This window comes from Nocardia veterana NBRC 100344 (genome assembly GCF_000308855.1).
Lineage (GTDB): Bacteria > Actinomycetota > Actinomycetes > Mycobacteriales > Mycobacteriaceae > Nocardia > Nocardia veterana.
In genome coordinates this window covers 1-22502 of sequence record NZ_BAGM01000127.1, presented here as the reverse complement: position 1 = coordinate 22502, position 22502 = coordinate 1, and the positions used below count along the sequence as shown (strand labels likewise).

The 22502-nt window shown below is 68.5% G+C and carries 21 protein-coding genes; 12 read left to right on the top strand and 9 right to left on the bottom strand.

Annotation, left to right across the window (positions count from 1 at the left end; translation table 11 throughout):
- Positions 1 to 138: 138 nt before the first annotated feature.
- The 5 genes from ON37_RS31170 (at position 139) to ON37_RS24755 (ending at position 4836) form a co-directional block, all read left to right on the top strand.
- Entirely contained in the window at positions 139 to 1461 is a 1323-nt protein-coding gene (locus ON37_RS31170; protein ID WP_051032002.1) for a TtfA family protein, read from the top strand.
- Positions 1462 to 1530: 69 nt separating this feature from the next.
- Positions 1531 to 2364, top strand: a complete 834-nt coding sequence (locus ON37_RS24770; protein ID WP_040722709.1) for an SDR family NAD(P)-dependent oxidoreductase — start codon at positions 1531 to 1533, stop codon at positions 2362 to 2364.
- A 6-nt stretch (positions 2365 to 2370) separates the two neighbouring features.
- Positions 2371 to 2916: an orotate phosphoribosyltransferase gene (gene pyrE, locus ON37_RS24765; RefSeq protein WP_040722708.1), complete on the top strand. Its 546-nt coding sequence runs from the start codon at positions 2371 to 2373 to the stop codon at positions 2914 to 2916.
- 69 nt (positions 2917 to 2985) lie between these two features.
- Positions 2986 to 4044, top strand: a complete 1059-nt coding sequence (locus ON37_RS24760; RefSeq protein ID WP_040722707.1) for a beta-ketoacyl-ACP synthase III — start codon at positions 2986 to 2988, stop codon at positions 4042 to 4044.
- A 51-nt stretch (positions 4045 to 4095) separates the two neighbouring features.
- The gene (locus tag ON37_RS24755) at positions 4096 to 4836 is read left to right on the top strand and encodes a lysoplasmalogenase family protein (protein ID WP_040722706.1); all 741 of its coding nucleotides are present in this window, start codon (positions 4096 to 4098) and stop codon (positions 4834 to 4836) included.
- Positions 4837 to 4841: 5 nt separating this feature from the next.
- Here ON37_RS24755 and ON37_RS24750 read toward each other — a convergent pair whose 3' ends face one another.
- Entirely contained in the window at positions 4842 to 5288 is a 447-nt protein-coding gene (locus ON37_RS24750; protein WP_040722723.1) for a DUF3592 domain-containing protein, read from the bottom strand.
- A 338-nt stretch (positions 5289 to 5626) separates the two neighbouring features.
- On the opposite strand from ON37_RS24750, the gene ON37_RS24745 reads away from it, so the two are divergent.
- The gene (locus ON37_RS24745) at positions 5627 to 6001 is read left to right on the top strand and encodes an excalibur calcium-binding domain-containing protein (protein ID WP_040722705.1); all 375 of its coding nucleotides are present in this window, start codon (positions 5627 to 5629) and stop codon (positions 5999 to 6001) included.
- Between the two features lie 90 nt (positions 6002 to 6091).
- On the opposite strand, the gene ON37_RS24740 is transcribed toward ON37_RS24745, so the two are convergent.
- From ON37_RS24740 to ON37_RS24730, 3 genes are all read right to left on the bottom strand, one after another.
- Positions 6092 to 6991 (bottom strand): YwqG family protein, encoded by a 900-nt coding sequence (locus ON37_RS24740; protein ID WP_040722722.1) that lies wholly within the window; start codon positions 6989 to 6991, stop codon positions 6092 to 6094.
- A gap of 220 nt (positions 6992 to 7211) precedes the next feature.
- Positions 7212 to 7865, bottom strand: a complete 654-nt coding sequence (locus ON37_RS24735) for a LuxR C-terminal-related transcriptional regulator (protein WP_245553438.1) — start codon at positions 7863 to 7865, stop codon at positions 7212 to 7214.
- Positions 7862 to 9259: a sensor histidine kinase gene (locus tag ON37_RS24730; RefSeq protein WP_245553436.1), complete on the bottom strand. Its 1398-nt coding sequence runs from the start codon at positions 9257 to 9259 to the stop codon at positions 7862 to 7864. Before ON37_RS24730 ends, ON37_RS24735 begins: the two co-directional genes overlap by 4 nt.
- Before the next feature lie 136 nt (positions 9260 to 9395).
- Here ON37_RS24730 and ON37_RS24725 point away from each other — a divergent pair, with 136 nt between their 5' ends.
- Entirely contained in the window at positions 9396 to 10097 is a 702-nt protein-coding gene (locus tag ON37_RS24725; protein WP_051032006.1) for a TrmH family RNA methyltransferase, read from the top strand.
- A gap of 1 nt (position 10098) precedes the next feature.
- On the opposite strand, the gene ON37_RS24720 is transcribed toward ON37_RS24725, so the two are convergent.
- Positions 10099 to 12333 carry an ATP-binding cassette domain-containing protein gene (locus ON37_RS24720; RefSeq protein WP_040722702.1) on the bottom strand — a complete coding sequence of 745 codons (2235 nt, stop codon included), beginning with the start codon at positions 12331 to 12333 and terminating at the stop codon, positions 10099 to 10101.
- Positions 12334 to 12393: 60 nt separating this feature from the next.
- On the opposite strand from ON37_RS24720, the gene ON37_RS24715 reads away from it, so the two are divergent.
- Positions 12394 to 13455 (top strand): helix-turn-helix transcriptional regulator, encoded by a 1062-nt coding sequence (locus ON37_RS24715; RefSeq protein WP_051032005.1) that lies wholly within the window; start codon positions 12394 to 12396, stop codon positions 13453 to 13455.
- 76 nt (positions 13456 to 13531) lie between these two features.
- On the top strand, positions 13532 to 14728 hold the full coding sequence (locus tag ON37_RS24710) for a glycoside hydrolase family 76 protein (RefSeq protein WP_040722701.1): 1197 nt from the start codon (positions 13532 to 13534) through the stop codon (positions 14726 to 14728).
- A 7-nt stretch (positions 14729 to 14735) separates the two neighbouring features.
- On the opposite strand, the gene ON37_RS24705 is transcribed toward ON37_RS24710, so the two are convergent.
- Together ON37_RS24705 and ON37_RS24700 are read right to left on the bottom strand one after the other, a co-directional pair.
- Positions 14736 to 15533 carry a DedA family protein gene (locus ON37_RS24705; RefSeq protein ID WP_373282082.1) on the bottom strand — a complete coding sequence of 266 codons (798 nt, stop codon included), beginning with the start codon at positions 15531 to 15533 and terminating at the stop codon, positions 14736 to 14738.
- Positions 15530 to 16243, bottom strand: coding sequence for a DedA family protein (locus tag ON37_RS24700; protein WP_051032003.1), 714 nt, complete (start codon positions 16241 to 16243; stop codon positions 15530 to 15532). Before ON37_RS24700 ends, ON37_RS24705 begins: the two co-directional genes overlap by 4 nt.
- 252 nt (positions 16244 to 16495) lie before the next feature.
- Here ON37_RS24700 and fbaA point away from each other — a divergent pair, with 252 nt between their 5' ends.
- The 3 genes from fbaA to ON37_RS24685 all read left to right on the top strand — a co-directional run bounded on the left by fbaA (position 16496) and on the right by ON37_RS24685 (position 20353).
- The gene (gene fbaA / locus ON37_RS24695; RefSeq protein WP_040722700.1) at positions 16496 to 17530 is read left to right on the top strand and encodes a class II fructose-bisphosphate aldolase; all 1035 of its coding nucleotides are present in this window, start codon (positions 16496 to 16498) and stop codon (positions 17528 to 17530) included.
- Between the two features lie 79 nt (positions 17531 to 17609).
- Positions 17610 to 18737 (top strand): BTAD domain-containing putative transcriptional regulator, encoded by a 1128-nt coding sequence (locus ON37_RS24690; RefSeq protein WP_040722699.1) that lies wholly within the window; start codon positions 17610 to 17612, stop codon positions 18735 to 18737.
- Positions 18738 to 18859: 122 nt separating this feature from the next.
- On the top strand, positions 18860 to 20353 hold the full coding sequence (locus ON37_RS24685; protein ID WP_040722698.1) for a glycoside hydrolase family 183 protein: 1494 nt from the start codon (positions 18860 to 18862) through the stop codon (positions 20351 to 20353).
- A 34-nt stretch (positions 20354 to 20387) separates the two neighbouring features.
- Here ON37_RS24685 and ON37_RS24680 read toward each other — a convergent pair whose 3' ends face one another.
- Entirely contained in the window at positions 20388 to 21431 is a 1044-nt protein-coding gene (locus tag ON37_RS24680) for a fused (3R)-hydroxyacyl-ACP dehydratase subunits HadA/HadB (RefSeq protein WP_040722697.1), read from the bottom strand.
- Between the two features lie 202 nt (positions 21432 to 21633).
- Positions 21634 to 22203, bottom strand: a complete 570-nt coding sequence (locus tag ON37_RS24675) for an Rv0361 family membrane protein (RefSeq protein WP_169332990.1) — start codon at positions 22201 to 22203, stop codon at positions 21634 to 21636.
- Between the last annotated feature and the right edge of the window lie 299 nt (positions 22204 to 22502).

Sequence of the window (22502 nt, the reverse complement as noted above, 5' to 3'; positions counted from 1 at the left end):
CACCCTGCTCGTTCTCGGCCCGTCTCGGTTCCGGAGCGACCCAGCCGAGGAGTGCGAAATCGAGGCATCGGGGGCCGAGAACCCGCCGGAGCGAAGCGAAGGCCATATAACAGCCCCCACCATCTAGACTCGGGGGCGATGACAGCAGCAATCTGGTTCGGCCTCGCGGCGATCGCACTGGTGGGTGCGATCGTACTGCTGTATTTCGATCGCGTGCAGCGGCAGCGGACCGGACACGTACGGCAGGTCTGGGCCAAATCCCAGGGGTACACCTACGTTTCGGTCGAACCTTCGCTGGCATCGACGTGGCGTCGGGGCGCGATGGCCAAACTGGGGTACCTGTCCGCGATCGATGTGGTCTCCGGTAACCGCAAGGGCGAGAAGTTCGTGCTGTTCGATCTGGAGGACGCGGCGACGCTCGTCGCGGTGCGTCGCCAGATCGGCTCCGATATCGATATCGACCTGCGCCTCAAGACCGCCTCCCCGCCCAAGGACGCCGATCTGGAACTGCTCGGCGCGATCGGTGATCGGGTCGTGTTCGCGACCAATCCGGACGTCGCCCGGCACGCCGTGGACCAGCGCATGGTGCACTTCATCGAAACACTGCCGCAGCCGGTGCAGCAGTTGTGGAGTGAGGGCAACTGGACGCTGGGCATGCTGCCGGTCGGAACGGGCGCCAAGGATTGGGAGGCCGCGATCGACTCCGTGCTGCGACTCTCGGGCCTGCTGCACGTGCTGCCGCCGGTGGCCGGTGGCGATCGCGGCCGGGGTGTCGAAGCGGATCTGCACGATCCGGGTCGCCCCCGCCCGCACCCCGGTGCCGCCCCGCCCGCCGCTCCGGGCTACGACGACCGCTATCAGGCCGTGATCCCGGCCCGCTCGACCCCGCACTTCGACGATTTCACCGCCGACGATCGCGAGAACCGCGGGCGGTACGAGCGCTTCGACGACGACGATTTCGACGACGACTTCCGGGACGGGAACTTCCCCGACGAGCGTTTCGAGGACGAGCGCTTCGAGGACGACCGTTTCGCGGACCCGCGCCGCGAGCCCACCGAAAACGTCCGCCCCCCAATGGAATCCGCGCCCGACCGGGATGCCGAACCGCGGACTCCACCGGCGGACGAGGCCGATGGCCGCCGTGGCGCCGCCGACGGGCGCGAACCCGTCGACCGCTCCGCCGCCGATCGGGAGCCCGGCGCGATCGTCCCGCCGGCCGGTGATATCGCGGCCGACGCCGAGCCGAACCCGCCCCGCCGCCCGGCGCTCGCGGTGGTCCCGGATCCGCGTAATCGGGTTCGGCGCAACTGGCCGCCCGCCGAGGAGTATCCCGAGGGTGAGGAACCCGATTCCGACGCCGAGGATTTCGACGACAAGCAGGCCGAGGACGAGCTGCCGCCCCGTCCGGGCGGCCCGTTCCATCCGGGGTTCCGTCCCTATCAGGGCCCCGCACCACGGTGACCGGTCAGGTTCGCGAGCCGATGTCCGGGCACCGGGATTATCCGCCCGACATTAGGTGGTTGACGACCCATGACCGATAGCTCCACCCCGGCGTCCGACGACTCGGCGACTCGCAGGCTGCCCGGTTCCACCCGTCCGGTCGCGCTCGTGACCGGCCCGACCTCCGGAATCGGTCAGGGTTATGCGACCCGGCTCGCCTCGCTCGGCTACGACCTGGTGCTGGTCGCCCGTAATGAACAGCGCCTGACCGAATTGGCCGCCGAACTGCAGCGTCGCTTCGGGACCCGCAGCGAGGTGCTGCCCGCCGATCTGGCGCGCGCGCAGGACCGGGATAAGGTCGCCGAACGGCTCAGCGCGGGCGTCGACTTCCTGGTCAACAACGCCGGCTTCGGTATCTCCGGGGAATTCTGGACCGTCGAGCCGCAGCAATTGCAGGCCCAGTTGGATGTCAATGTGACCGCGGTGCTGCAATTGACTCGCGCAGCGTTGCCGCCGATGATCGCCGCCGCCAAGGGCTCGGTGGTCAACGTCGCCAGCGTGGCCGGTCTGGTGCCGGGCCGGGGATCGACCTATTCGGCGTCCAAGGCCTACGTCATATCCTTGACCGAGGGGCTGGCCGGCGGTCTGGCCGGGACCGGGGTCCGGGTGCAGGCGCTGTGCCCGGGATTCGTGCATACCGAATTCCACGAGCGCGCCGGAATCGAGATGAGTTCGCTGCCGAAGCCCCTGTGGCTCGACGTCGATCAGGTGGTGTCCGGTTCGCTGCAGGATCTGGAGAAGGACCGGGTGATCAGTGTGCCCGGGGTGCAGTACAAGGCGCTCACCACGGCCGCCGGACTGATCCCGCGCAACCTGGTGACGCGACTCAACCGAGGCATGTTCAACGCACGGGGAAGGACATAAACCCACATGATCGAATCCACCACCGACCGAGACAGATTGGCCGAGCTGGTCCGTGAGCTCGCCGTCGTACACGGCCGGGTGACGCTGTCCTCCGGTAAGGAGGCCGACTACTACGTCGATCTGCGCCGGGCGACCCTGCAGCATCAGGCCGCGCCGCTGATCGGCAAGCTGTTGCGAGAGTTGGTGTCGGACTGGGATTTCGACGCCGTCGGTGGTCTCACCATGGGCGCCGACCCGGTCGCGCTGGCCATGCTGCACGCGCCGGGCCGCCCGCTGGACGCCTTCGTCGTCCGCAAGGCCGCCAAGACGCACGGGATGCAGCGGCAGATCGAAGGTCCGGACATTTCCGGCAAACGGGTGCTGGTGGTGGAGGACACCACGACCACCGGCAACAGCCCGCTGACGGCGGTGCGGGCCCTGCGCGAGGCGGGCGCCACGGTGGTCGGGGTGGCCACGGTCGTCGACCGCGAGACCGGCGCCGACCAGGTCATTGCCGCCGAGGGACTGGAGTACCGCTCGATCCTCGGTCTGAAGGATCTGGCTCTGGGCTGACTTTTGGGCCTGGGTTAGCCTGGACGCTGGTCTTGTGTCCGACAGTGTGAAGGGTCGAGTGAGTCGCCAGTGGTGAGCATTGCAGTAAATGAGGGTCGCAGAAACGTTGCGATGCTCGGCATCGGCGCCTACCGGCCGGAACGCGTGGTCAGCAACGCGGATGTCTGCGAGGTCCTCGATTCCACACCGGAGTGGATTTTCGAGCGTACCGGCATTCGCAATCGCCGGTGGATCAGTGGGGACGAAACCCTGCGCACTATGTCGGTGGCCGCCGGCGAACGCGCGATCGTCAACAGTGGTATCGACCGCGCCAAGATCAACACGCTCATCCTGGCGACCTCCAGCTGGCTGAAGCTGACCCCGCACGGCGCCCCCTCCATCGCCTACGACCTGGGCATGAACGGCATTCCGGCCTTCGACCTGACCTCCGGCTGCGGTGGCTTCGGTTACGCGCTCGGCGTCGCCGCCGATCTGATCCGGGCCGGCTCCGCCGAATACGTACTGGTGATCGGCGCCGAGACGATGACGGTCGGGCTGGATCCGACCGACCGCGGCACGGCGATGATCTTCGGCGACGGCGCGGGCGCGGTCGTGGTCGGGCCCAGTGAACAGAACGGCATCTCCCCGACGGTGTGGGGGAGTGACGGCGAGAGTGCCGAGGCGATCTCCCAGGACGTCGACTTCCTCGAATTCATGAACAAGGCCCAGGCCCTGCAGGGCACCGACCCCGCCGTCGAGCCGGTGGGCCGGATGTCACTGCGTATGGAGGGACCCCGCGTATTCCGTTGGGCGGCAGTGACTCTGCCGCGCGCACTGTCGACCGCGCTGGAGATGTCGGGGGTCGCCAAGGAGGATATCGAGGTCTTCGTGCCGCATCAGGCCAATGCCCGGATCAACGAATTGATGAAGAAGAATCTGGGCCTGGCCGACGACATCCCGATGGCCAACGATATCGAGAACACCGGCAACACCTCGGCCGCGTCGATTCCGCTGGCGATGGAGGAGATGCTGGTGACCGGCAAGGCGAAGGGCGGTCAGCTGGCCCTGCTGCTCGGCTTCGGTGCGGGACTCAGCTATGCCGGACAGGTCGTCACCCTGCCGCCCAAGCCGATCGAGCCCAGTTTCTGAGAGCGTGACGTTCCGCTCGCCGGTGGCCGCGGACGACTGAGGAGGTCCTCTGTGCGACCGTTTCGGATCGCCTACCTCGGCGCGGCAGCACTGACTGTCTTCGGCGCGGCGACCGGACGCGACCGCTGGCAGTGGGCGGCCAAACCGCTGTTGATGCCGCTGTTGGCTGCCGATTCGGTGCAGGCCGTCCGGGCCGACGCGGCTGCCGGGATCGCGAGCGGTGCGGAACCCGATCGGGATGCGCTGCCCCAGGCCGACCAGATGCTGCTGCTGGGCTCATTGGCGGCCGCAACCGTCGGCGATGTGCTGTTGATCGATCCGGACGACGACCGGCGGCTGATCGCCGGTGCCTCCGCTTTCGCGGTGATGCAGTCCGGATATGCGGTGCTGTGGTGGCGTCGGGGCGCGCGGCCGCGGACCGCGGTGGCGCTGCCTCGGGTCCTCGCCTGGGCGGGTGCCGCCGCGCTGCTGCGCGCGCGAGCGCCTCGCATCGCCGGACCGTTGACGGCCTACGGCGCCACACTCGGCACCGCCGCGACCCTGGCATCCGATCCGGCGCTGGCACCGGGCGCGGAAGTCGTTGCGGGAACGGTCCTTCCGGGCCGTGATCCCCGTAGCAGGCTGGCTCTGGGCGCCCTGCTGTTCACCGTCTCCGACGGACTGATCGTGCTGCGCCGCCTGTTCGCCAGTACCGCCCGGACCCGGCGCGCGAGCGAAGCCGTCATCCTCGCCACGTACGCCGGCGCCCAGTACCTGCTGACCGCGCCGACGCGATTCGACCGGCCGGCGTAGGGCGCTCACAGGCACAGCATGATGCGGTCGCGGTCGGCCGGATCGACCCGGATCGAAATCGTCTCGCCGACATGCATTCTCGGCCGGTCGATGGGCGCCACATCGAAAACCACGGTGCCCCGGTAGGTTTCCGAGCCGGGGACTGTCAGCTCCAGATCGAGTTCGGTCATTTCCGTGTGGTGGTCGGTGTGGTGCAGCGGGTGCACGCCCTCGATGGTCGCCCACCCCTCGAGGCCGTGCCGCAACAGCCGGCGATCCGATCGGGACGGCCGCTGCGCGAACATCATCCCGATCCCGACGCAGGAGCCGAACGCGCCGACCAGCGCCATGATCTGGTACGGCTCGGTCCCCGGCGGGGTGTGCTGATGCACCCACCCCAGCCACACACCGAGCACGATCACGTACCCGACTGTCACGCCGAGCACGGTACGAAGAATGCGTGCGTGGTCCATAGCCGCCTCCACCACCCCGCGGATACCTCCAGGATAAAGCCGGAATACCCGGCCGCAACCCTGCTCGGCGGCACCGATACCGATCCGATTCGTCCGAAACGGCACTCGCGCTCGGCCCGGTTTCTCCCGGACCGGCCGGACCGTCCGCTGAGTGGGACCCTCCTCTTATGGAGGAATTTTTTCCGGCATTTGCTCGAGATTGTCCTTCGAGCTTGCTATGGTGAACCCGCAGCCGCTCCTGTCGGGGGGAGTGACGACCGATCCGGATTTCGGTGCTGCGTAACCACTTCCACCGGTGACTGTTTCGTGCTGTCACCCGTCGTCAGAAAGCTCCCGTCATGTCGCGCTCGTTGCGTTCGCCCAAAGTTCTCGGTACCTGGACCGTCGCCGTCGCGGCGGCCGCCTGCGCCGCCCTCGCTCCCGCCGCCGCGGCCGATCCGATCACCGATGCGCTGTGCGGTGCGGGTTCGTCCCAGTTCTGTCCCGCGATCGTCGCCCCCGCGCCGGCCGCCCCCGCGCCCGCTGCACCCCCTGCCGCCCAGTCCCGGCCCGCGGCCCCGGCCCCGGAGCGCAGCGCCCCGCCTCAGCAACCCGGCGTGTACTACAAGAACTGCACCGAAGCCCGCCGTGCCGGTGTGGCACCACTGCATCGCGGCGACCCCGGTTACGCGCCGCACCTGGACCGCGACAACGACGGAATCGCCTGCGAATAGGGGCGTCGAGAAGACGCTCGACGCGCTCGAGGGCAATCTGCACCACACTCGCCGTCGGCCGCCAGGCCGGATACAGCCGGCCGGCCTGGTTCAGGAGCAGTCCCAGCGATGGTCCACAGGTCGGTCGGGACACGCGGCGCACTGGAAGATGTAGACCCCGCCGGCATCACCGAACATCACGCCTGCCGGATTGTGTGCGGCACGATTGCCGGCGGAATCCCTGCGCTCGTGTCCCGTCTCGCTGTCGCGGTCCTCGACCGGGAGCCAGCTTCGCCAGGATTCGCCGTCGTACTCCCAACTGCTCACCGTCAGCAAGTGCTCCATCGCCTGCCCGCAACCCGGGCACTCCGGCCACCAGGGCTCCTGGGTCCAGCCCGGGAACCCGCCGAGCTTGATCCCCGGCGCGTCGGACAGGTGGTAGTGGTACATCCAGCCGGTCCGGGCCTCCATCTCCGCCATGCGTTCTCGCAGCGCAGCGTGCAGATCATCCGGCATGTCCCAGCTCGGATACTCGATCACCGGCTCGGGATGAAGGACGCAGGGGTCCGGGATGCTGTCCTTCGGTGCGGTGCTCACGGTCGGCGGCGTCGCTTCGAGAATCCATTCGATCGACTCCGCACTGCGCCAATAGACCCGCGGTGTCGCAGCGGTACACCCGTCGACGATGAACGGGCACCAGAGCACCTGAAGCAGGTCACATCCGTCGGGAAAGGCCAGCTGTGGCACGTCCCGCCGGTGGATCTGCGCAACGCTGACCAACGGCACGGGGCCATCCGTCGCCGGCCGGTTCCAGCCCTGCGGGTGGCTGGTGCACGGGCAGGTGGGCCACGGCTCCTCGGCCGGCCACATCAGCGGCCCGCCGACCGAGCTCTCCCCCGGAAACGGGGTACCGGCGCGGGGGTGGAGACGTATCGCCGTACGACGCAGCGGTACCAGCTCAGGGAAGAGCTTCTCCACATCCACGGGTCGGGGCGGTGTCGTGCGAGCCATCGTCGTCTCCATCGCGCGTTGTTTCCGTTGCGGGGAGACCGTAACGCCTTCCGGTGACAGGGATTCCGTGGCTCAGCCGAGGTATCCCCGGACGGCGGACAGGGGGGCTCGACCCGGTGCGCCTTCGCTTCCGACTACAGATCTCCCATCGGCTCTGCTCGGAGCCGGGTCGACCCCCGCATGCCGCACACCGACGAAAGTTGCCTCGCCGCGCGGACATTCAGCCCCGCAGCCGCAGCACCGCCATCACCCTGCGGTGATGAGTGTCCGAGGGCGGTAGGTCGAGCTTCAGGAAGATGTTGCCGATGTGCTTCTCCACCGCCCGTTCGGTCACGGTGAGGGCCGCGGCGATGGCGGCGTTGGTGAGGCCCTGGGCCATCAGCTCGAGGACCTCACGTTCGCGCGGGGTGAGGCGGGACAGCGAATCCTGTTGCCGGGCAGCGCCGAACAATTGGCTCACCACTTCCGGGTCGAGCGCGGTGCCGCCGGTCGCCACCCGCTGCAGGGCATCGACGAATTCGCGCACATCCGCGACCCGGTCCTTCAGCAGGTAGCCGACCCCGCCCGCCCCGGCCGCGAGAAGTTCGGTGGCATAGCGGGTTTCGACCCACTGGGAGAACACCAGCACGCCGGTCTCGGGGAACTTGCGGCGCAATTCGATGGCCGCGAGCAGACCTTCGTCGGTGAACGAGGGCGGCATCCGCACGTCGACGACCGCGACATCCGGGCGGGTCTCGGCGACGATATCGGTCAGTCGGACCGCATCGCCGACCATCGCGACGATCTCGTGGCCGCGATCGGTCAGCAGCCCGGCCAATCCGTCCCGCAGGATCGCGCTGTCCTCGGCGATCACGATCCGCAGTGCGGCGGTCACTGCGGCCCCGCGATCGGCAGGGTGACGGTGACGACGGTCGGACCGCCGGCCGGACTGTCGACGGTCAGGCTGCCGTCGACGGCACGGGCTCGCGCCGCCAGGCCGGTGAGACCGCCCCCGACCGGCCGGGTCGGCTCCGCGGCCGCCGATTCAACCTGGCCCGCCGTCCCGGGCTGCCGCACCCCGCCGTGACCGTTGTCGCGCACGCTCACCATCATCGTCGACGGCCCCGACGGCGCCACCGAAACCCAGGCCGCGCTCGCACCGGAGTGTTTCACCACATTCGTGAGCAGCTCGGCGACCGTGAAGTAGGCGATCGCCTCGATCGCCGGGCTGGGCCGCTGCGGCAGATGCACCCGCAGCTCGACCGGCACCGCGCAGCGTGCGGTCAGCGTCTCCAACGCCGGTTCCAATCCGAGCTCGAGCGCCGGCGGATGAATGCCGCGCACCAACTCCCGCAGTTCGGCGAGGGCCTCCTTGGAGCTCGCGCGAGCGTCGGCGATGAGGGACGCGGCATCGCCTCCCTCGGCGAGTCGCTGCTCGGCCCGGCCCAGTGTCATGGCGATACTCACCAACCGCGCCTGGGTACCGTCGTGCAGGTCCCGTTCCAGCCGGCGCAGGGTGGCGGCGGAATCCTCGACCGCGACCCGGCGACTCTCCTGTAGTTCGACCATCCGCCGATCCCGGGCGGTGGGCGTCAGCAGCACCAGCATCAAGCCGCGATGTACCCAGCACAGGCCGCGCACGATCCACGGCAGTACGAAGCAGCCGATGATCCCCAGCGCCGCCAGCCCCAGCACCCGCGGCCAGGTTTCGATGTAGAAGTCGCCGAACTGGGCCAGCGAATGATGTTCGCGCCCTGCGGAATCCACATTGATCGGATGGAAGAGTGCCCACGGAATCGGCGAGACGGCCGTGAAGACGGTCATCGCGATCAGGACCAGCACCACATAGCCGACGAAGACCCCGAGCACCGCCTCCGCTACCAGGAACGCCAGCGCCCGCCACGCGGTGCGATCGCTGAAGGCGCTGCGGAACCAGCCGAGCAGCCCCGGCCGCGGATCGAAATCGGGTGGGGCCGGGAGGTCGGCGCTCAGCAGTGCCGCTCCCAGCGCGCGATAGACGCGGCCCCAGATTCGGCCGCCGAGCAGCACACCGGCGAGCACCGGAATGCCGACCAGCACGATCGAGGCGTAGAGCGCGACGCCGTAGCCGGCGAACAGGTAGGCCAGCAGCGCGCAGCCCAGCACCGCCGCGATGATCACATAGGCCAGCTCTTTCCAGGTCCGCGCCTCGAACGGCGCACGCAGGATCGCCCGCAGCACCGAGCCGGCGGTCGGCCGCGGGTCCGGGCGGTCGAGTACGAGCGTCGGTTCGACGTAGGTCTCGGTCATAGCTTCCATGCTGGTCGGCGCCCGGCTGCGGAACGAGGGAGCAGACCGGCGAATCGACGGTGTGGACAGCACCACCATCGTCGACCGACGCTACCCGCCCCGCGCACCGACCGGCACGCATCGGCGCGTCGCTACGATGACGCCCGTGAATCAGCCGCCCCAGCCGATACCCGATCCGCCGGACGACCAGCCCGGGCCGACCGAATGGGGCGAGCATCCGCACGGGGTCGGGCCGTGGCGGGCGGAGTTCGGCACCGAACCGCCGGACGATCCACGACTCGATCCCGAACTGCTGGCGCACGGCGATCGCCGCAATGTCGTCGACGCGTACCGGTATTGGACGCGCGAGGCGATCGTCGCCGATATCGATGCTCGCCGGCACCCGTTCCACATCGCGATCGAGAATTTCGGGCACGACGCCAATATCGGCACGGTCGTGCGGACCGCCAACGCCTTCGCCGCGGCGGCGGTGCACATCGTCGGCCGCCGCCGGTGGAACCGTCGCGGCGCGATGGTGACCGACCGCTACCAGCACATCGTCCATCACAGCGATATCGGGGAACTGCTGGCGTTCGCGGAGTGGGCGGACCTCACCGTAGTGGCGGTCGACAATGTGCCGGGCTCGGTGCCGTTGGAGACCGCCGTGCTGCCGCGCCGATGCCTGCTGCTGTTCGGCCAGGAGGGCCCGGGTGTCACCGAGGCCGCGAAACAGGCGGCGGCGATGACCGTGTCGATCGCCCAGTTCGGTTCGACCCGCAGCATCAACGCGGGGGTGGCCGCGGGCATCGCCATGCACGCCTGGATCGCTCGCTACGCGGATCTCGACAAGGCCTGGTGAGTTATCGCGAATCCCGTAGGGCAGCCCCCGTTTTCGACTCCCGGCAGCGCATCAGTTCGGCCGGTGTGCCCGCGAAGACGATGCGGCCGCCGTGGCGACCGGGTCCGGGGCCGAGATCGATCACCCGGTCGGCGGACCGGATGACGTCGAGGTTGTGCTCGATCACGACGACGGTGTTGCCGCGGTCGATCAGATGGTCGAACAGGTGGATCAGGGTGTCGATATCGCGCAGATGCAGACCGGTCGTCGGTTCGTCGAGGACGTAGAGGGTGTGCCCGTCGCCGCGCGCGAGTTCCTTGGCGATCTTCAGCCGTTGGCATTCCCCGCCCGACAGCGTGCTCAACGATTGGCCGAGGCGCAGATAGCCGAGGCCGACCTCGTCGAGATGACGCAGCGCGCGGGCGATAGCCGGAGCCGGTAACCGGGTAGGGGCCTCGGCCACGGTCAGCTCGTCGACATCGGCGATGCTCAAACCATCGACCGTGTAACCCAGGACCTGGTCGGTGAATCGGCGACCGCCGCACGCCGAGCACACGGATTCCTGTCCCTCCATGAACGCCAGATCCGTGTAGATCACGCCGGTGCCCTGACAGGCCGGACAGCCGCCCTCGGAATTCGCGCTGAACAGCGCCGCGCTCACCCCGTGCCGCTGCGCGAACAGGGTGCGCACCGCACCGGCGATTCCGGCGTAGGTCAGCGGTGTCGACCGGCGATTGATCCCGACCGGCCGTTGGTCCACAACGGTGGCCGGATGCCGTTCCACCAGCTCCGCGGCCAGGCTGGACTTACCCGATCCGGCGACTCCGGTGAGGACGGTCAGCACACCGGTCGCGATATCGACCGAGAGATCGCGCAGGTTGTTGCGCGTGGCGTGCTCGATGCGCAGCTTCCCGGTGGGCTCCCGCGGGGTGCGACCGGTACGCCTGGTCCGCAGCGCGTGACCGGTGGGGGTGTCCGCCACCGCCAATTCGTCGAATCCACCGGTGAAGACGACGCGTCCGCCCTCGGCTCCGGCGCCCGGCCCGATCTCGACGATGTGGTCGGCGACCCGCAGCACATCCGGGTCGTGTTCCACGACCAGCACGGTGTTGCCCTTGTCCCGCAACGTTTTCAACAACTCGGTCATCGGCGCCACATCGTGTGGATGCAGGCCGACCGTGGGTTCGTCGAAGACATACAGCATTTCGGTGAGGCTGCTACCTAGATGCCGGACCGTCTTGATCCGCTGCGATTCACCGCCGGACAGGGTGGTCGTCGGGCGATCCAGCGACAGATAACCCAGGCCGATCCGGGTCAGCGCGACCAACCGCTCGTGCAGCGCCGACACCACCGAAACCACCTCGGGCACCCGCACTTCGGTGATCAGCTCGGCCAGCTCGGTGATCTCCATCCGGCTCATCTCGACGATGGTGCGATCGAGCACGCGCGCCGAGCGCGCCGCCGGATTCAGCCGCTGCCCGTCGCAGTCCGGGCACGTTCCGGAACGGGTGAACCGTTGCAGGACGGCCTGTTTGCGCTCGGAGAGGGTGTCGGAGGTGTGCAGGTATATCCGCTCGAACAGTTCCACCACGCCCTCGTAGTCCTTCGGTGGGCGCGGGCGCAGCGCCTCGGCGGCGGCCCCGCCGAACAGCAGTGCCGTTCGTTGCTCGGGGGTCCAGTCCCGCAGCGGCACGGTCGGATCGAATGCGTCCAGGTCGGCATAGCGGCGGTACCAGTACTGTCCGATCGCGAACCCCGGCATCCGGATCGCGCCCTGGGCCAGCGACAGCTCGAGATCGACCAGTTGATCCACGTCGGTGACCAGGGTTTCGCCCAATCCCGCGCAGCCCGGGCACATTCCGGCCGGGTCGTTGAAGGAGAAGTGGTTCGATTCGCCGACCAGCGGGTGGGAGATTCGGGAGAACAGCAGCCGCAGATAGGTGTAGGCGTCGGTGCTGGTGCCGACCGTGGAGCGGGCGTTGCCGCCCAGCCGTTTCTGGTCGATCACCACCACCGGGGAGAGCCCGTCGATCAGATCCACATCGGGCCGCTGCCGGCGCGGTAACCGATTGCGCACGAACGGCGGATAGGTTTCGTTCACCTGGTACCCGGCCTCGGCCGCGATGGTGTCGAAGACCAGCGACGACTTGCCGGATCCGGATACCCCGGCGAAGACCACCAGCTGCCGTCGCGGCACATCTATATCCACAGCTCGAAGGTTGTTGGTACGCGCTGCGCGAATGCGGATGGAAGCCATATCTCGACGCTAGGGATAGATGTGGACAACTTTCGTCCGCATTTCGCGGAGAATGAGCTCATGAGTGCCACGGGCCGACTACTCGATCTGCTCGCCCATCTGCAGACCGGCCGCCGCTTCAGCGGTGCCGAACTGGCCGCCCGCTTGGACACCACGCCCCGCACGGTCCGCCGCGATGTGCAGCGGCTGCGGGAATTCGGATATCCGGTGACCACCCAGCCGGGCCCGGGCGGCTTCTATCAGCTCACCGCGGGCCGCACGCTGCCGCCGCTGGTCTTCGACGACGACGAGGCCGTGGCCACCGTCGTCGCGCTCGGGATGCTCGCCGCGACCTCGGAGCCGCCCGCGGGTGTGTCCGGCGCACCCGCGGCCGGGCGCGGCGCCGAACCGCAGCATCCGGCAGAAACCCAGCGGCCCACCGATATCGGCGCCGCCGCTCTGCGCGCCTTCGGCAAGATCGACCAGCTCTTGCCGAAGCGGTTGCGCGGCCGGGCGAATGCGGTCCGGGCGACGGTGGAAACGGCGGCGGTGGCAACGCCCGCGGTCGATGCGACGGTCTTGGCCCGGGTGGCGCGGGCGGCTGCCGACCACGAGCACATCAGCTTCGACTACCGCACCCGCGCCGGCGTCGGCACGCGGCGGCGGGTCGAGCCGTACCGGCAGGTGTATCAGCATCTGCGCTGGTATCTGCTGGCCTGGGACCGCGACCGACGGGACTGGCGCACGTTCCGCCTCGACCGGATCTCCGAACTCGACTGCCCGGGAACCCGTTTCGAGCCGCGCCCACTGCCGGCCGAGACGGCGGCGGGATATCTGCGGCGCGAACTCACCGCCGGGCGCCATCGCGCGGTCGTGACGGTCGCCGCGCCCGCGGCCGCCGTCGCCGACATCCTGAAATTCCAGGATTGCGATATCGAGTCGCACGGCCCGGACCGGTGCCGGATCACCACCTGGGTGGATTCGTTCGAATGGCTCGTGCTCAACCTCGCCTTCCTCGATGCCGATTTCGTCGTCGAGGAACCGCCTGCGTTCCGGGACCGGTGCCGTACTCTCGCCGGGCGTTTCGACCGGGCGGCCCGGCTGCCGGTAGCCGTGGAACCGAACGGCGAGTCCGGAACGTAGCGGCATATCGCGAACACGAGTCGATCGCGTAACAAATCGGGCGCGAAATCCGGGCTGGGACTGGCACGATGTACCCATGAACTCGCGGAGCGACGACGTGCAACCGCGTCCGCATCTGCGGCGGGGGCGCGCTCGAGTCGATTCCGCTGCCGAACCGGACGCCGAGACCTGGGCCCGACGAGCGGATGCGGCCGAATCGGCCGTGGTCTCACGGCATCTCCGCCGGCTGTGGCTGCTCCCGGGCACCGAGCTCGGTGTGGTCGGCTGGCCGGCGACCCGGGCCGAGCGACTGTTCTGCACCTGGCACTACTGGTGGCAGGCCCATCTCGTCGACTGTGCGATCGATGCCGCCAACCGTGCGCCGACACCGGCCCGAATCGCTCGCATCGCCACCCTCGCCCGCACCCACCGGCTGCGCAACATCACCGGGTGGACCAACAACTACTACGACGATATGGCTTGGCTCGCAATCGCTTTGGAGCGCGCCGAGCGCACGCAGTCGATCACCGAGGTGCGTGGCGGGCTGATCGCGCTGGAACAGCAGCTGCTCACCGGCTGGCAACCGGAGATCGGAGCCGTGCCCTGGCGCAAGGGTGACGACTACTTCAACGCCCCCGCCAACGGACCCGCGGCCATCGCCCTGGCCCGGCTGGGCCATCACGAGCGCGCGGCCCGGATCGCGGACTGGATCGACAGCACGCTCCGGGATCCGGACACCGGACTGATCCTCGACGGCATCCATCTGCCCGGCGGCCGGATCGAACGGCCCACCTTCACCTATTGCCAGGGTGTCGTACTGGCCCTGGAAACCGAACTGGCGGTGCACACCGGTGAGGTTCGTCACCTGGAGCGGGTGCAGCGGCTGCTGCGCGCGGTCGAGGAGCATATGACGGTGCGCGCCGTCGTCACCGGCGGCGGGGGCGGTGACGGGGGCCTGTTCAACGGCATCCTGGCGCGCTATCTCGCGCTGGTCGCGATCATGCTGCCGGGGTCCGATGCCGCGCAGCGGATGGCGCGCCGATCCGCGGCGACCATCGTGAAGGCCTCGGCCCGGGCCGCGTGGGAGCATCGCCTCGCGGTCGAGGGGGAACCGCTGTTCGGCCACGACTGGGCCGAACCCGCACGCCTGCCGAACGGCACTGCCGGTGCGGGCCGGGCCACCGGCGGCGGCTCGGTGACCTCCTCACGCACCCCGGAACGCGACCTGTCGGTTCAGCTGTCGGGCTGGATGCTGATGGAAGCCGCGCACGTGGTGACGGCCGCGGGGCTCTGACCGGCACTCAGTGCCGCGGTTCGGTCCAGGCGATGCGCGGTGGCGCCGGCGCTACCGTGGCCCGGCGCTCCGGACGGATCGTGCGCAGCGGCACGGTGTCGGCATGGTCCTCGGCCGCCACCGCGCATTCCAGCTCGACGTCGAAGTCCTCGGCCGGGCGCGACATCTCCGCCCGGTACTGGCGCACACCGATGATCGTGCCCACGATCAGAACGATCACCAGCGAGCCGCTCACCGTCGGCATCAGCCAGGACACCTTGTTCAGGTAGCCGCCGGTGTAATAGCCGAGCAGCAGCAGGATCGGCGCCCAGATCACCGCGCCGATCGAACTGGCGATCGTGTAGCGGCGATGATCCATACCGGCCGCCCCGGCCACCATCGGGCACAGCGTGCGCACCCATGGGATCCAGCGCGCGATCAGCACGGCCGCGAAGCCGTGCCGGTGCAGCAGATCGGAGACCCGCGCGAGATTCTCGGTATTGACGTATTTGCCGTTCTTGCGGGCGATCAGGTGATGGCCGGTTCTAGCCCCGATCACATAGCCCACCTGATTACCGGCGATGGCCGCGATCATGGTGGCCACCACCAGGCCCCACACCTGGGTATGGCCGGTCTCGTGGGAGGCGAAGATGATGCCCGCGGTGAGCAGCATGGAATCGCCGGGCAGGAACAGGCCGATGATCACCGCGCACTCGAGGAAGACGAAGACCAGGACAACGGTCCAGACGAGTGCCGGCCCGGCGGACTGCAGCGGATCGAATCCGCCCAGTGCAAGGGGTAGCGGCGTAGCAGGCAATGGTGTCAGTGCGTGGGTTCGTTCGTCGGTACGGACATCTCGGGCTCCTCGATCTCGAGCACCGGCTCGTGGTTACGCAACTTCTTCACCACCGAAATGATGGCGGGCAGAATCGAGACGAACACGATCAGCAGGAAGATGGCCTCGATGTGGTCGCGGATGAAGGACACGTTGCCCAGGAAGTATCCGAGGATCGTGACCCCGCCACCCCACAGGACGCCGCCGACGATGTCGAAGGTCAGGAACTTGCGGTAATCCATCTTCGACACACCCGCGAGCACCGGCATGAAGGTGCGCACCACCGGCACGAATCGCGCCAGGATGATGGTCTTCGGCCCGTACTTCTCGAAGAACGCGTGCGTCTCGGTGATGTAGCGCTGTTTGAAGAAGCGCCCGTCCTGCTTGTGGAACAGCGCGGGACCGATCGCCCGCCCGATCCAGTAGGCGCACTGGTCACCCGCGATCGCGGTGACGGCGACCGCCGGCAGCAGCACCCAGATCGATACCGGCGGATGGTCCGTCGCTGCCAGCAGACCACCCGTGAACAGCAGCGAATCGCCCGGGAGGATCGGGAACAGCAGCCCGGTCTCGATGAAGACGATGACCAGAATCGCCGGCAACACTGCATTCGCCATCCACGTATCGGTCAGCAGATACATGGGGTCGAGCAGCTTGTGGACGGAGAATCCGTCGGCGAGCGTGTCGGTGATGGCCAGCATGGTCACGGGCCCCACAGTACCGGTCACGGTGCGATCTCACCGAACCTCACGGGAACCTCTCAGGAGCTGGCGAATTTCGGTCAACCGGGTTTCCCGCCAGGCGCCCGAGGTCGGCGCGCGCGTGACGTATCGGTGAGCAGCGCCCGCGGCCGGGCCCCCGATCGCATCCCGCCTTTCGCGGCAACGGGCCGTGAACTTAGGGTATTGGCTGACAGAATTGTTGTTCGCAGCACACATACGGAGGTCCCTGACGTGCCCATCGCGACTCCGGAGGTCTACGCCGAGATGCTCGGTCGGGCCAAAGAGAACTCCTTCGCCTTTCCCGCGATCAACTGCACCTCGTCGGAGACGATCAACGCGGCCATCCGCGGGTTCGCCGAGGCGGGCAGTGACGGCATCATCCAGTTCTCCACGGGTGGTGCCGAATTCGGGTCCGGCCAGGGTGTGAAGGATATGGTCACCGGCGCGGTCGCCCTGGCGGAGTTCGCCCATGTGGTGGCAGCCAAGTACGACGTCACGATCGCACTGCACACCGACCACTGCCCGAAGGACAAGCTGGACGGTTTCGTGCGGCCGCTGCTGGCCATCTCCGCCGAGCGGGTCAAGGCCGGGCAGAACCCGCTGTTCCAGTCCCACATGTGGGACGGTTCGGCGATCCCGATCGACGAGAACCTCGAGATCGCCAAGGAGCTGCTGAAGCAGACGGCCGCGGCGAACATCATCCTCGAGGTCGAGATCGGCGTGGTCGGCGGTGAGGAGGACGGCGTCGAGAACGCCATCAACGAGAAGCTCTACACCTCCCCGCAGGACTTCGAGAAGACCATCGAGGCCCTCGGTGCCGGTGAGAACGGTAAGTACCTGCTCGCCGCGACCTTCGGCAACGTGCACGGCGTCTACAAGCCGGGCAACGTGAAGCTGCGTCCGGAGGTGCTCGCCGAGGGGCAGCGGGTGGCCGCCGCCAAGCTGGGGCTGCCCGAGGGCGCCAAGCCGTTCGACTTCGTCTTCCACGGCGGCTCCGGTTCGCTGAAGTCCGAGATCGAGGACTCGCTGAAGTACGGCGTGGTGAAGATGAACGTCGACACCGACACCCAGTACGCGTTCACTCGCCCGGTGGCCGCGCACATGTTCACCAACTACGACGGTGTGCTCAAGGTGGACGGCGAGGTCGGCAACAAGAAGACCTACGACCCCCGCAGCTACCTGAAGAAGGCCGAGACCTCGATGGCCGAGCGGGTTGTCGAGGCCTGCAACGACCTGCGCTCGGCGGGTAAGTCGGTCAGCGCCTGACCGGTTCGGGTGCCTGTCGGCCGGGGTCACGAGTATCCTGTGACCCCGGCGGGCAGCGTTGAGCGCTAGGCGGGTAGAGGTGTCAGACGGTGTGGATGTCCGGGTGCTCGGACCCGTGCAGCTGTCGGTCGGCGGTGTCCCGGTAGCCGTGGGTGGGCCCAAACCCCGTGCGCTGCTGGCCGCGCTGGCGGTCAACCGGCGGCGTGCGGTGTCGTCTCCGGCACTGGCCGATATCGTCTGGAACGAGGATCCGCCGGATTCGTATCAGGCGAGCCTGCAGGTCTTCGTCTCCAATATCCGCAAGGCGCTGCGTAATTCGGGTGTCGATCCGGCCGCGGTGCTGCGTACCGAAGCCTCCGGCTATCGACTCGAGATCGCCGATTCCGAATGCGATCTGGGCCGGTTCGAAGCCACCCGTAAGGCCGCGAGTGAGGCCGCCGCGGCCGGTGATCACGAGACCGCGTCGCGGTTGTTCGGTGCCGCCCTGGAGCAGTGGAGCGGTAAGGCGCTCGACGATCTTTCCGGCAGCCGCTTCGCCGATACCTTCGCCACCGCGATGGACGAGGAGCGGCTGCTCGTCGCCTCCGCCCGCATCGACGCCGAAATCGCCTGCGGGCGCGCTTCTTCCGTGGTCGGTGAACTGGTGTCGATGACCACCGCGCATCCGATGCGCGAGCCGCTGTGGGTGCAGCTGATCACCGCGCTGTATCTGTCCGGACGACAGGCCGACGCGCTGGACGCCTGCCGGCGCGTGCGGGCCGTCCTCGCCGACGAACTCGGCATCGATCCGGGTCCGGCGCTGGTGGAACTGGAGAAGCGGGTCCTGCGGCAGGAACCGATCGACACCGTTGCCATCGCTCAGGTCGAGCGGATGGCGAAGGCGATGACCGAAACCGTCACCGAGGCCCCGCGCAGCGCGCGGACCGGGCGGTTGCGGTTGCCGGACGGCCGGGTGTTCCCGATTGCCAAGGGCGGGGTGAAGATCGGCCGGATGACCGACAACGATCTGATCCTCGACGATCCGAAGGTGAGCCGGTACCACGCCCACGTCCTGCCCAGCCGGGCCGGAATGCTGATCAAGGATCTCGCCTCCGCCAACGGCATCTACGTCGACGACGAGGTGGTCGACAGTGGCGCCGTGCTCTTCGGCGGCGAGTTGATCCGGATCGGTTCGACCGTATTGAGTTTCGAGGCCGACACCGAATAGACGCGCGAGGTGGGCGGATAACCCTCGTTGCGCCGACGTCCCCCGGTAGGGTCGGCGCGGGTGAGGTCCGCGAGGTGAGGTCTCGGGCCCGGGTGCTCGATCGGTTCCGCGAGGGGTTTCTTATGCGTGTACGCGTGCCGGCCGCGGTCGGTGTGATGGTGCTGGGTGCCGGACTGATGACCGGGTGGCCGGGCTCGCCGGCCGATGCCGCTCCCGGAAGAGGTTCGGCGACAACGGTTCCCGGTGCCGGACCGTGCGCCACCGATCCGGTGCCGGTACACGAATCGGTGATTCCCAAGACGCTGGAGGTGCCGATTCCGTACCCGGTGGTGACCGTCGACCAGGATCCGCCGCCGGCCGCGCCGACCCGCACGAGCATGGAACTGCCGATGGATCCGTGCACGAGTCCGTGCCCCGATCTCACCGACGCCCCGGCGCCGGAACCGAACCTGCTCAACCGGCTGGGCGTGCCCGAACTACTGCTGCGGCCGAAACCGTTCTACTTCGCACTTCCACCGGGACCGTCGCCGGAACCGAGCCCACCCCCGCCGCCGCGGGCCGAACCGCCCACCGAACCCGCGCCGCGCGTGGCCGCACCACCGGCTCCCGCCGTGGGTGAGGTCCGGGAGGTCGCCAAGGAGACGGGTGCGAATTCGGTGAATCGCACCGACAAGCGCTGGCAGGTCAACGGCACCGATCTGGGCATCATGTGGGAGAGCGGGCCCGGGGAGATCGCGACCGCCTTCGGCGACACCGTGGGTCACGGCTTCCACCCGCCGGGCGGGATGGGTGAGGACTGGCGCAGCAATCTGCTCGCCTTCAGTTCGAATCGCGACCTGAGCCGGGGCCTGATCATCGATCGCATGATCACCGACGACCGGTGCCACGCCGCCGAGGTGCTGTCCAGCCGCAAGAAGGACAATATCGAGATCACCACGATTCCGACCTCGGGTTTCACCCTGCCGCATGCGGGTTCGGCCGACGGCACCCGGCAGTTCATGAGCTACATGTCGATTCGGACCTGGAACAGCATCCCCGGCACCTTCTACACCAACTACGGCGGTATCGCCTACTCCGACGATCACGGCCGAACCTGGACCAAGGATCCACACGCGCACTGGGACAACATTTTCGGACTCGCCAATTTCCAGGTGTCGGCGATGGTCCCGCAGGGCGATTACGTGTACGTGTTCGGCACCCCGAACACCCGCCTGGGTTCGGTCGGGCTCGCCCGCGTGCCGAAGGATCAGGTGCTGAACACCAGCGCGTATCAGTACTGGCGGGACGGCACCTGGACGCCGGTCGGTGGATCCGCGTCCGCGACACCGATCGTCGACGGCCCGGCCGGGGAACTGTCGGTGCGCTACGACAGCGCCCGTGGGGTCTGGCAGATGAGCTATCTGGACACCGCCAAGACGGCTATCGTTGTGCGTGAATCGAATTCACCGCAGGGCGAGTGGTCGCCGAGCTCCCCGCTGCTGCACGTGTCCGCGCAGTATCCGGAACTGTACGGCGGATTCATCCACCCGTGGTCGACCGGCGAGGACCTCTACTTCACCATCAGCACGTGGAGTGACTACAACGTCTATCTGATGCACGCCCGGCTGCGCCGATGACCGGGCCGTGGCCATGACCCGCCACGGCAATGATTCACGCCAGCTGGACGTCGGCCAGGGCCCGTCCGAAGAGCTTCTTCCCGCCGGAGGTCGCGGTCAGCAGGACGGTCGCGATCTGCCGCTCCGGATCGAGCGCCTTCACCTTGGCCGAGAACTCGAGTTCCGCCGGTGCGGATGCCTCGACCGGAACGAAGCCCGAGAAGCGCACGCTGTAGGTTTCGATCGCGCTGGGGTCGCCGAGCCAGGCGCTCAGGTACTGCGCACCGAGGCCCATGGTCAGCATGCCGTGTGCGACGACGGTGGGCAGGCCGGCCAGTTCGGCGGCGCGGTCGCTGAAGTGGATCGGGTTCGGGTCGCCGGCCACGCCCGCGTAGTTGACCAGGTCGCCGCGGGTGAGTCGCAACGTCGCGGGCGGTAGGAGGTCACCGACGGCGAGATCCTCGAAGTGCGGCAGGGTTTCGACGGTCCGGTCGCCACGGGAGGTGGCGAATGCGGGTTCGGGAGTCGCCTCCTCGGCGCTGATCGGGATCAACACCTCCGGGTCCGAGCTGCCGACCTCCCGGCGGTGCATGACCACACCTTCGACGAGGCGCACGATATCCGCGTCGACCTCGGCGCCGAGCCGGGCGACGATGGTGGTGGTACCGACCTGGACCACCGCGCCCTCGGCGTCGATCACGGTGGCCTTCACCGTGATGAAGTCGTTGCCGCGCAGCCGGCGGATCGATTGGATCTCGGCCTCGCTGGTCAGCACATCGCCGGCCAGGATCGGCCGGTGAATGTGGAAGACCTGGTCGGTCTGCAGGATCTGGGACAGGTCGTAGTCGCTGAGCACGCTGTCGAGCAGCGCCTGGGTGGTGGCCATGCCGATCACCGAGGCGAAGGTCGGCGGCGCGATGACCGCGTCCCACCCGAGTTTGGCCGCGTCGGGTTCGAAGTGGTGCGCGGGGTGGTGGTTCTGCACGGCCCGCGCGAACTCGCGGATCTTCTCCCGGCCCACTTCGTAGCGGTCCCGAACCCGGTAGTGCCGACCGGCCAGTGCCGTGGATGCCGGCGCGTCGGGTGCCAGCTCCGGCATGTCCCTTGCTCCCTGCTCGATTCTTACTGCGTAAATAGCGACGCCGACCGAAGCCGGCGAAACCCAGCGAGGTGCGACGTCGGCCGGGCAATCCGAGCCATGCTATCGGCGTATCGGACCGCTGACCAGGTATCTGTGACGTTCATCGCGAACGGCGGCCGAATGTGACATCCGGCCGCCGAACGCCCCGGCGCGGGGTGCCTTACTGCCCGGCACCTGCGGGATCGCATACCTTCCAGCCGCCGTCGGTCTGCTGGAGATCGAACGTGTGCGCCGTGGAACGGCTGGGATCGGAATCGGTGTACACGTCGACCTGTGCGACGGCCTTGTCCCCGGTGATCTGGACGGCGTCCACCTTCGCGACCTTCGGAATCTTCTTCTGATCCACGGCCAGCTTGTGCACGCCGGCGTACTGATCGGGTGCGATGTTCTGGTAGAAGTCGTGCAACTTCCCGCAGGTCGCGGCCTGCAGTTCGGACAGGTTGCCGGACGCCAGCGCGTTGGTGTATCCCGTGACCGCGCCCTTGACCCGAGCCTCCGGCGAATTATCGGAACCGCCGGTGACCAGCGCGACGATCGCCACGATCGCGATGGCGACCACCACGACCGCGCCGCCGGCCACCAGGAGCCAGCGCTTACTGTTCGGGGCCCCCGGCTCGGCCGCGGCATCGGAACCGGACTCCGCGGCGGCCGGAACCCGTTGCGGTGCGGCGATCGTGCGCGGCGGCACCGGCCGCGGCGCGCCCGGTTGGGCCATGGCCGGACTCGTCATCTTGGTGTCGGCCGGCGACGGCGCGCCGCCGGGCCGCGGACCCGGACCGCCTTGTGCGGCTGCGCCTTTCGAGTCCGGAGTCGAGCCCGGCGCGCCGGACGCGGCGCCCGCTGCCTGTTGTCCGGGACCGGCCGGGCCCGGCTGTCCCGGTCCGCCTGGTCCCGGTCGCCCGCCGGGCCCCTGCTGTCCGGGGCCGCCCGGGCTCGGCAGTCCGGGAGCGGCGGGCCCATTCGGTCCCTGCCGACCGGGACCACCCGGCCCGGGACGGCTCGGGGCGCCGGTTCGCGCTTGTTCGGCAG

What these genes read in the sequence shown, in the direction of transcription:
- ON37_RS24715 (WP_051032005.1), top strand. Translation starts at nt 12,394, where the DNA reads ATGAGTGCCACGGGCCGACTACTCGATCTGCTCGCCCATCTGCAGACC.
- pyrE (WP_040722708.1), top strand. Translation starts at nt 2,371, where the DNA reads ATGATCGAATCCACCACCGACCGAGACAGATTGGCCGAGCTGGTCCGT.
- ON37_RS24680 (WP_040722697.1), bottom strand. Translation starts at nt 21,431, where the DNA reads ATGCCGGAGCTGGCACCCGACGCGCCGGCATCCACGGCACTGGCCGGT.
- ON37_RS24720 (WP_040722702.1), bottom strand. Translation starts at nt 12,333, where the DNA reads ATGGCTTCCATCCGCATTCGCGCAGCGCGTACCAACAACCTTCGAGCT.
- ON37_RS24700 (WP_051032003.1), bottom strand. Translation starts at nt 16,243, where the DNA reads ATGCTGGCCATCACCGACACGCTCGCCGACGGATTCTCCGTCCACAAG.
- ON37_RS24685 (WP_040722698.1), top strand. Translation starts at nt 18,860, where the DNA reads ATGCGTGTACGCGTGCCGGCCGCGGTCGGTGTGATGGTGCTGGGTGCC.
- ON37_RS24710 (WP_040722701.1), top strand. Translation starts at nt 13,532, where the DNA reads ATGAACTCGCGGAGCGACGACGTGCAACCGCGTCCGCATCTGCGGCGG.
- ON37_RS31170 (WP_051032002.1), top strand. Translation starts at nt 139, where the DNA reads ATGACAGCAGCAATCTGGTTCGGCCTCGCGGCGATCGCACTGGTGGGT.
- ON37_RS24675 (WP_169332990.1), bottom strand. Translation starts at nt 22,203, where the DNA reads ATGACGAGTCCGGCCATGGCCCAACCGGGCGCGCCGCGGCCGGTGCCG.
- ON37_RS24750 (WP_040722723.1), bottom strand. Translation starts at nt 5,288, where the DNA reads ATGGACCACGCACGCATTCTTCGTACCGTGCTCGGCGTGACAGTCGGG.
- ON37_RS24770 (WP_040722709.1), top strand. Translation starts at nt 1,531, where the DNA reads ATGACCGATAGCTCCACCCCGGCGTCCGACGACTCGGCGACTCGCAGG.
- ON37_RS24745 (WP_040722705.1), top strand. Translation starts at nt 5,627, where the DNA reads ATGTCGCGCTCGTTGCGTTCGCCCAAAGTTCTCGGTACCTGGACCGTC.
- ON37_RS24725 (WP_051032006.1), top strand. Translation starts at nt 9,396, where the DNA reads ATGACGCCCGTGAATCAGCCGCCCCAGCCGATACCCGATCCGCCGGAC.
- ON37_RS24740 (WP_040722722.1), bottom strand. Translation starts at nt 6,991, where the DNA reads ATGGCTCGCACGACACCGCCCCGACCCGTGGATGTGGAGAAGCTCTTC.
- ON37_RS24730 (WP_245553436.1), bottom strand. Translation starts at nt 9,259, where the DNA reads ATGACCGAGACCTACGTCGAACCGACGCTCGTACTCGACCGCCCGGAC.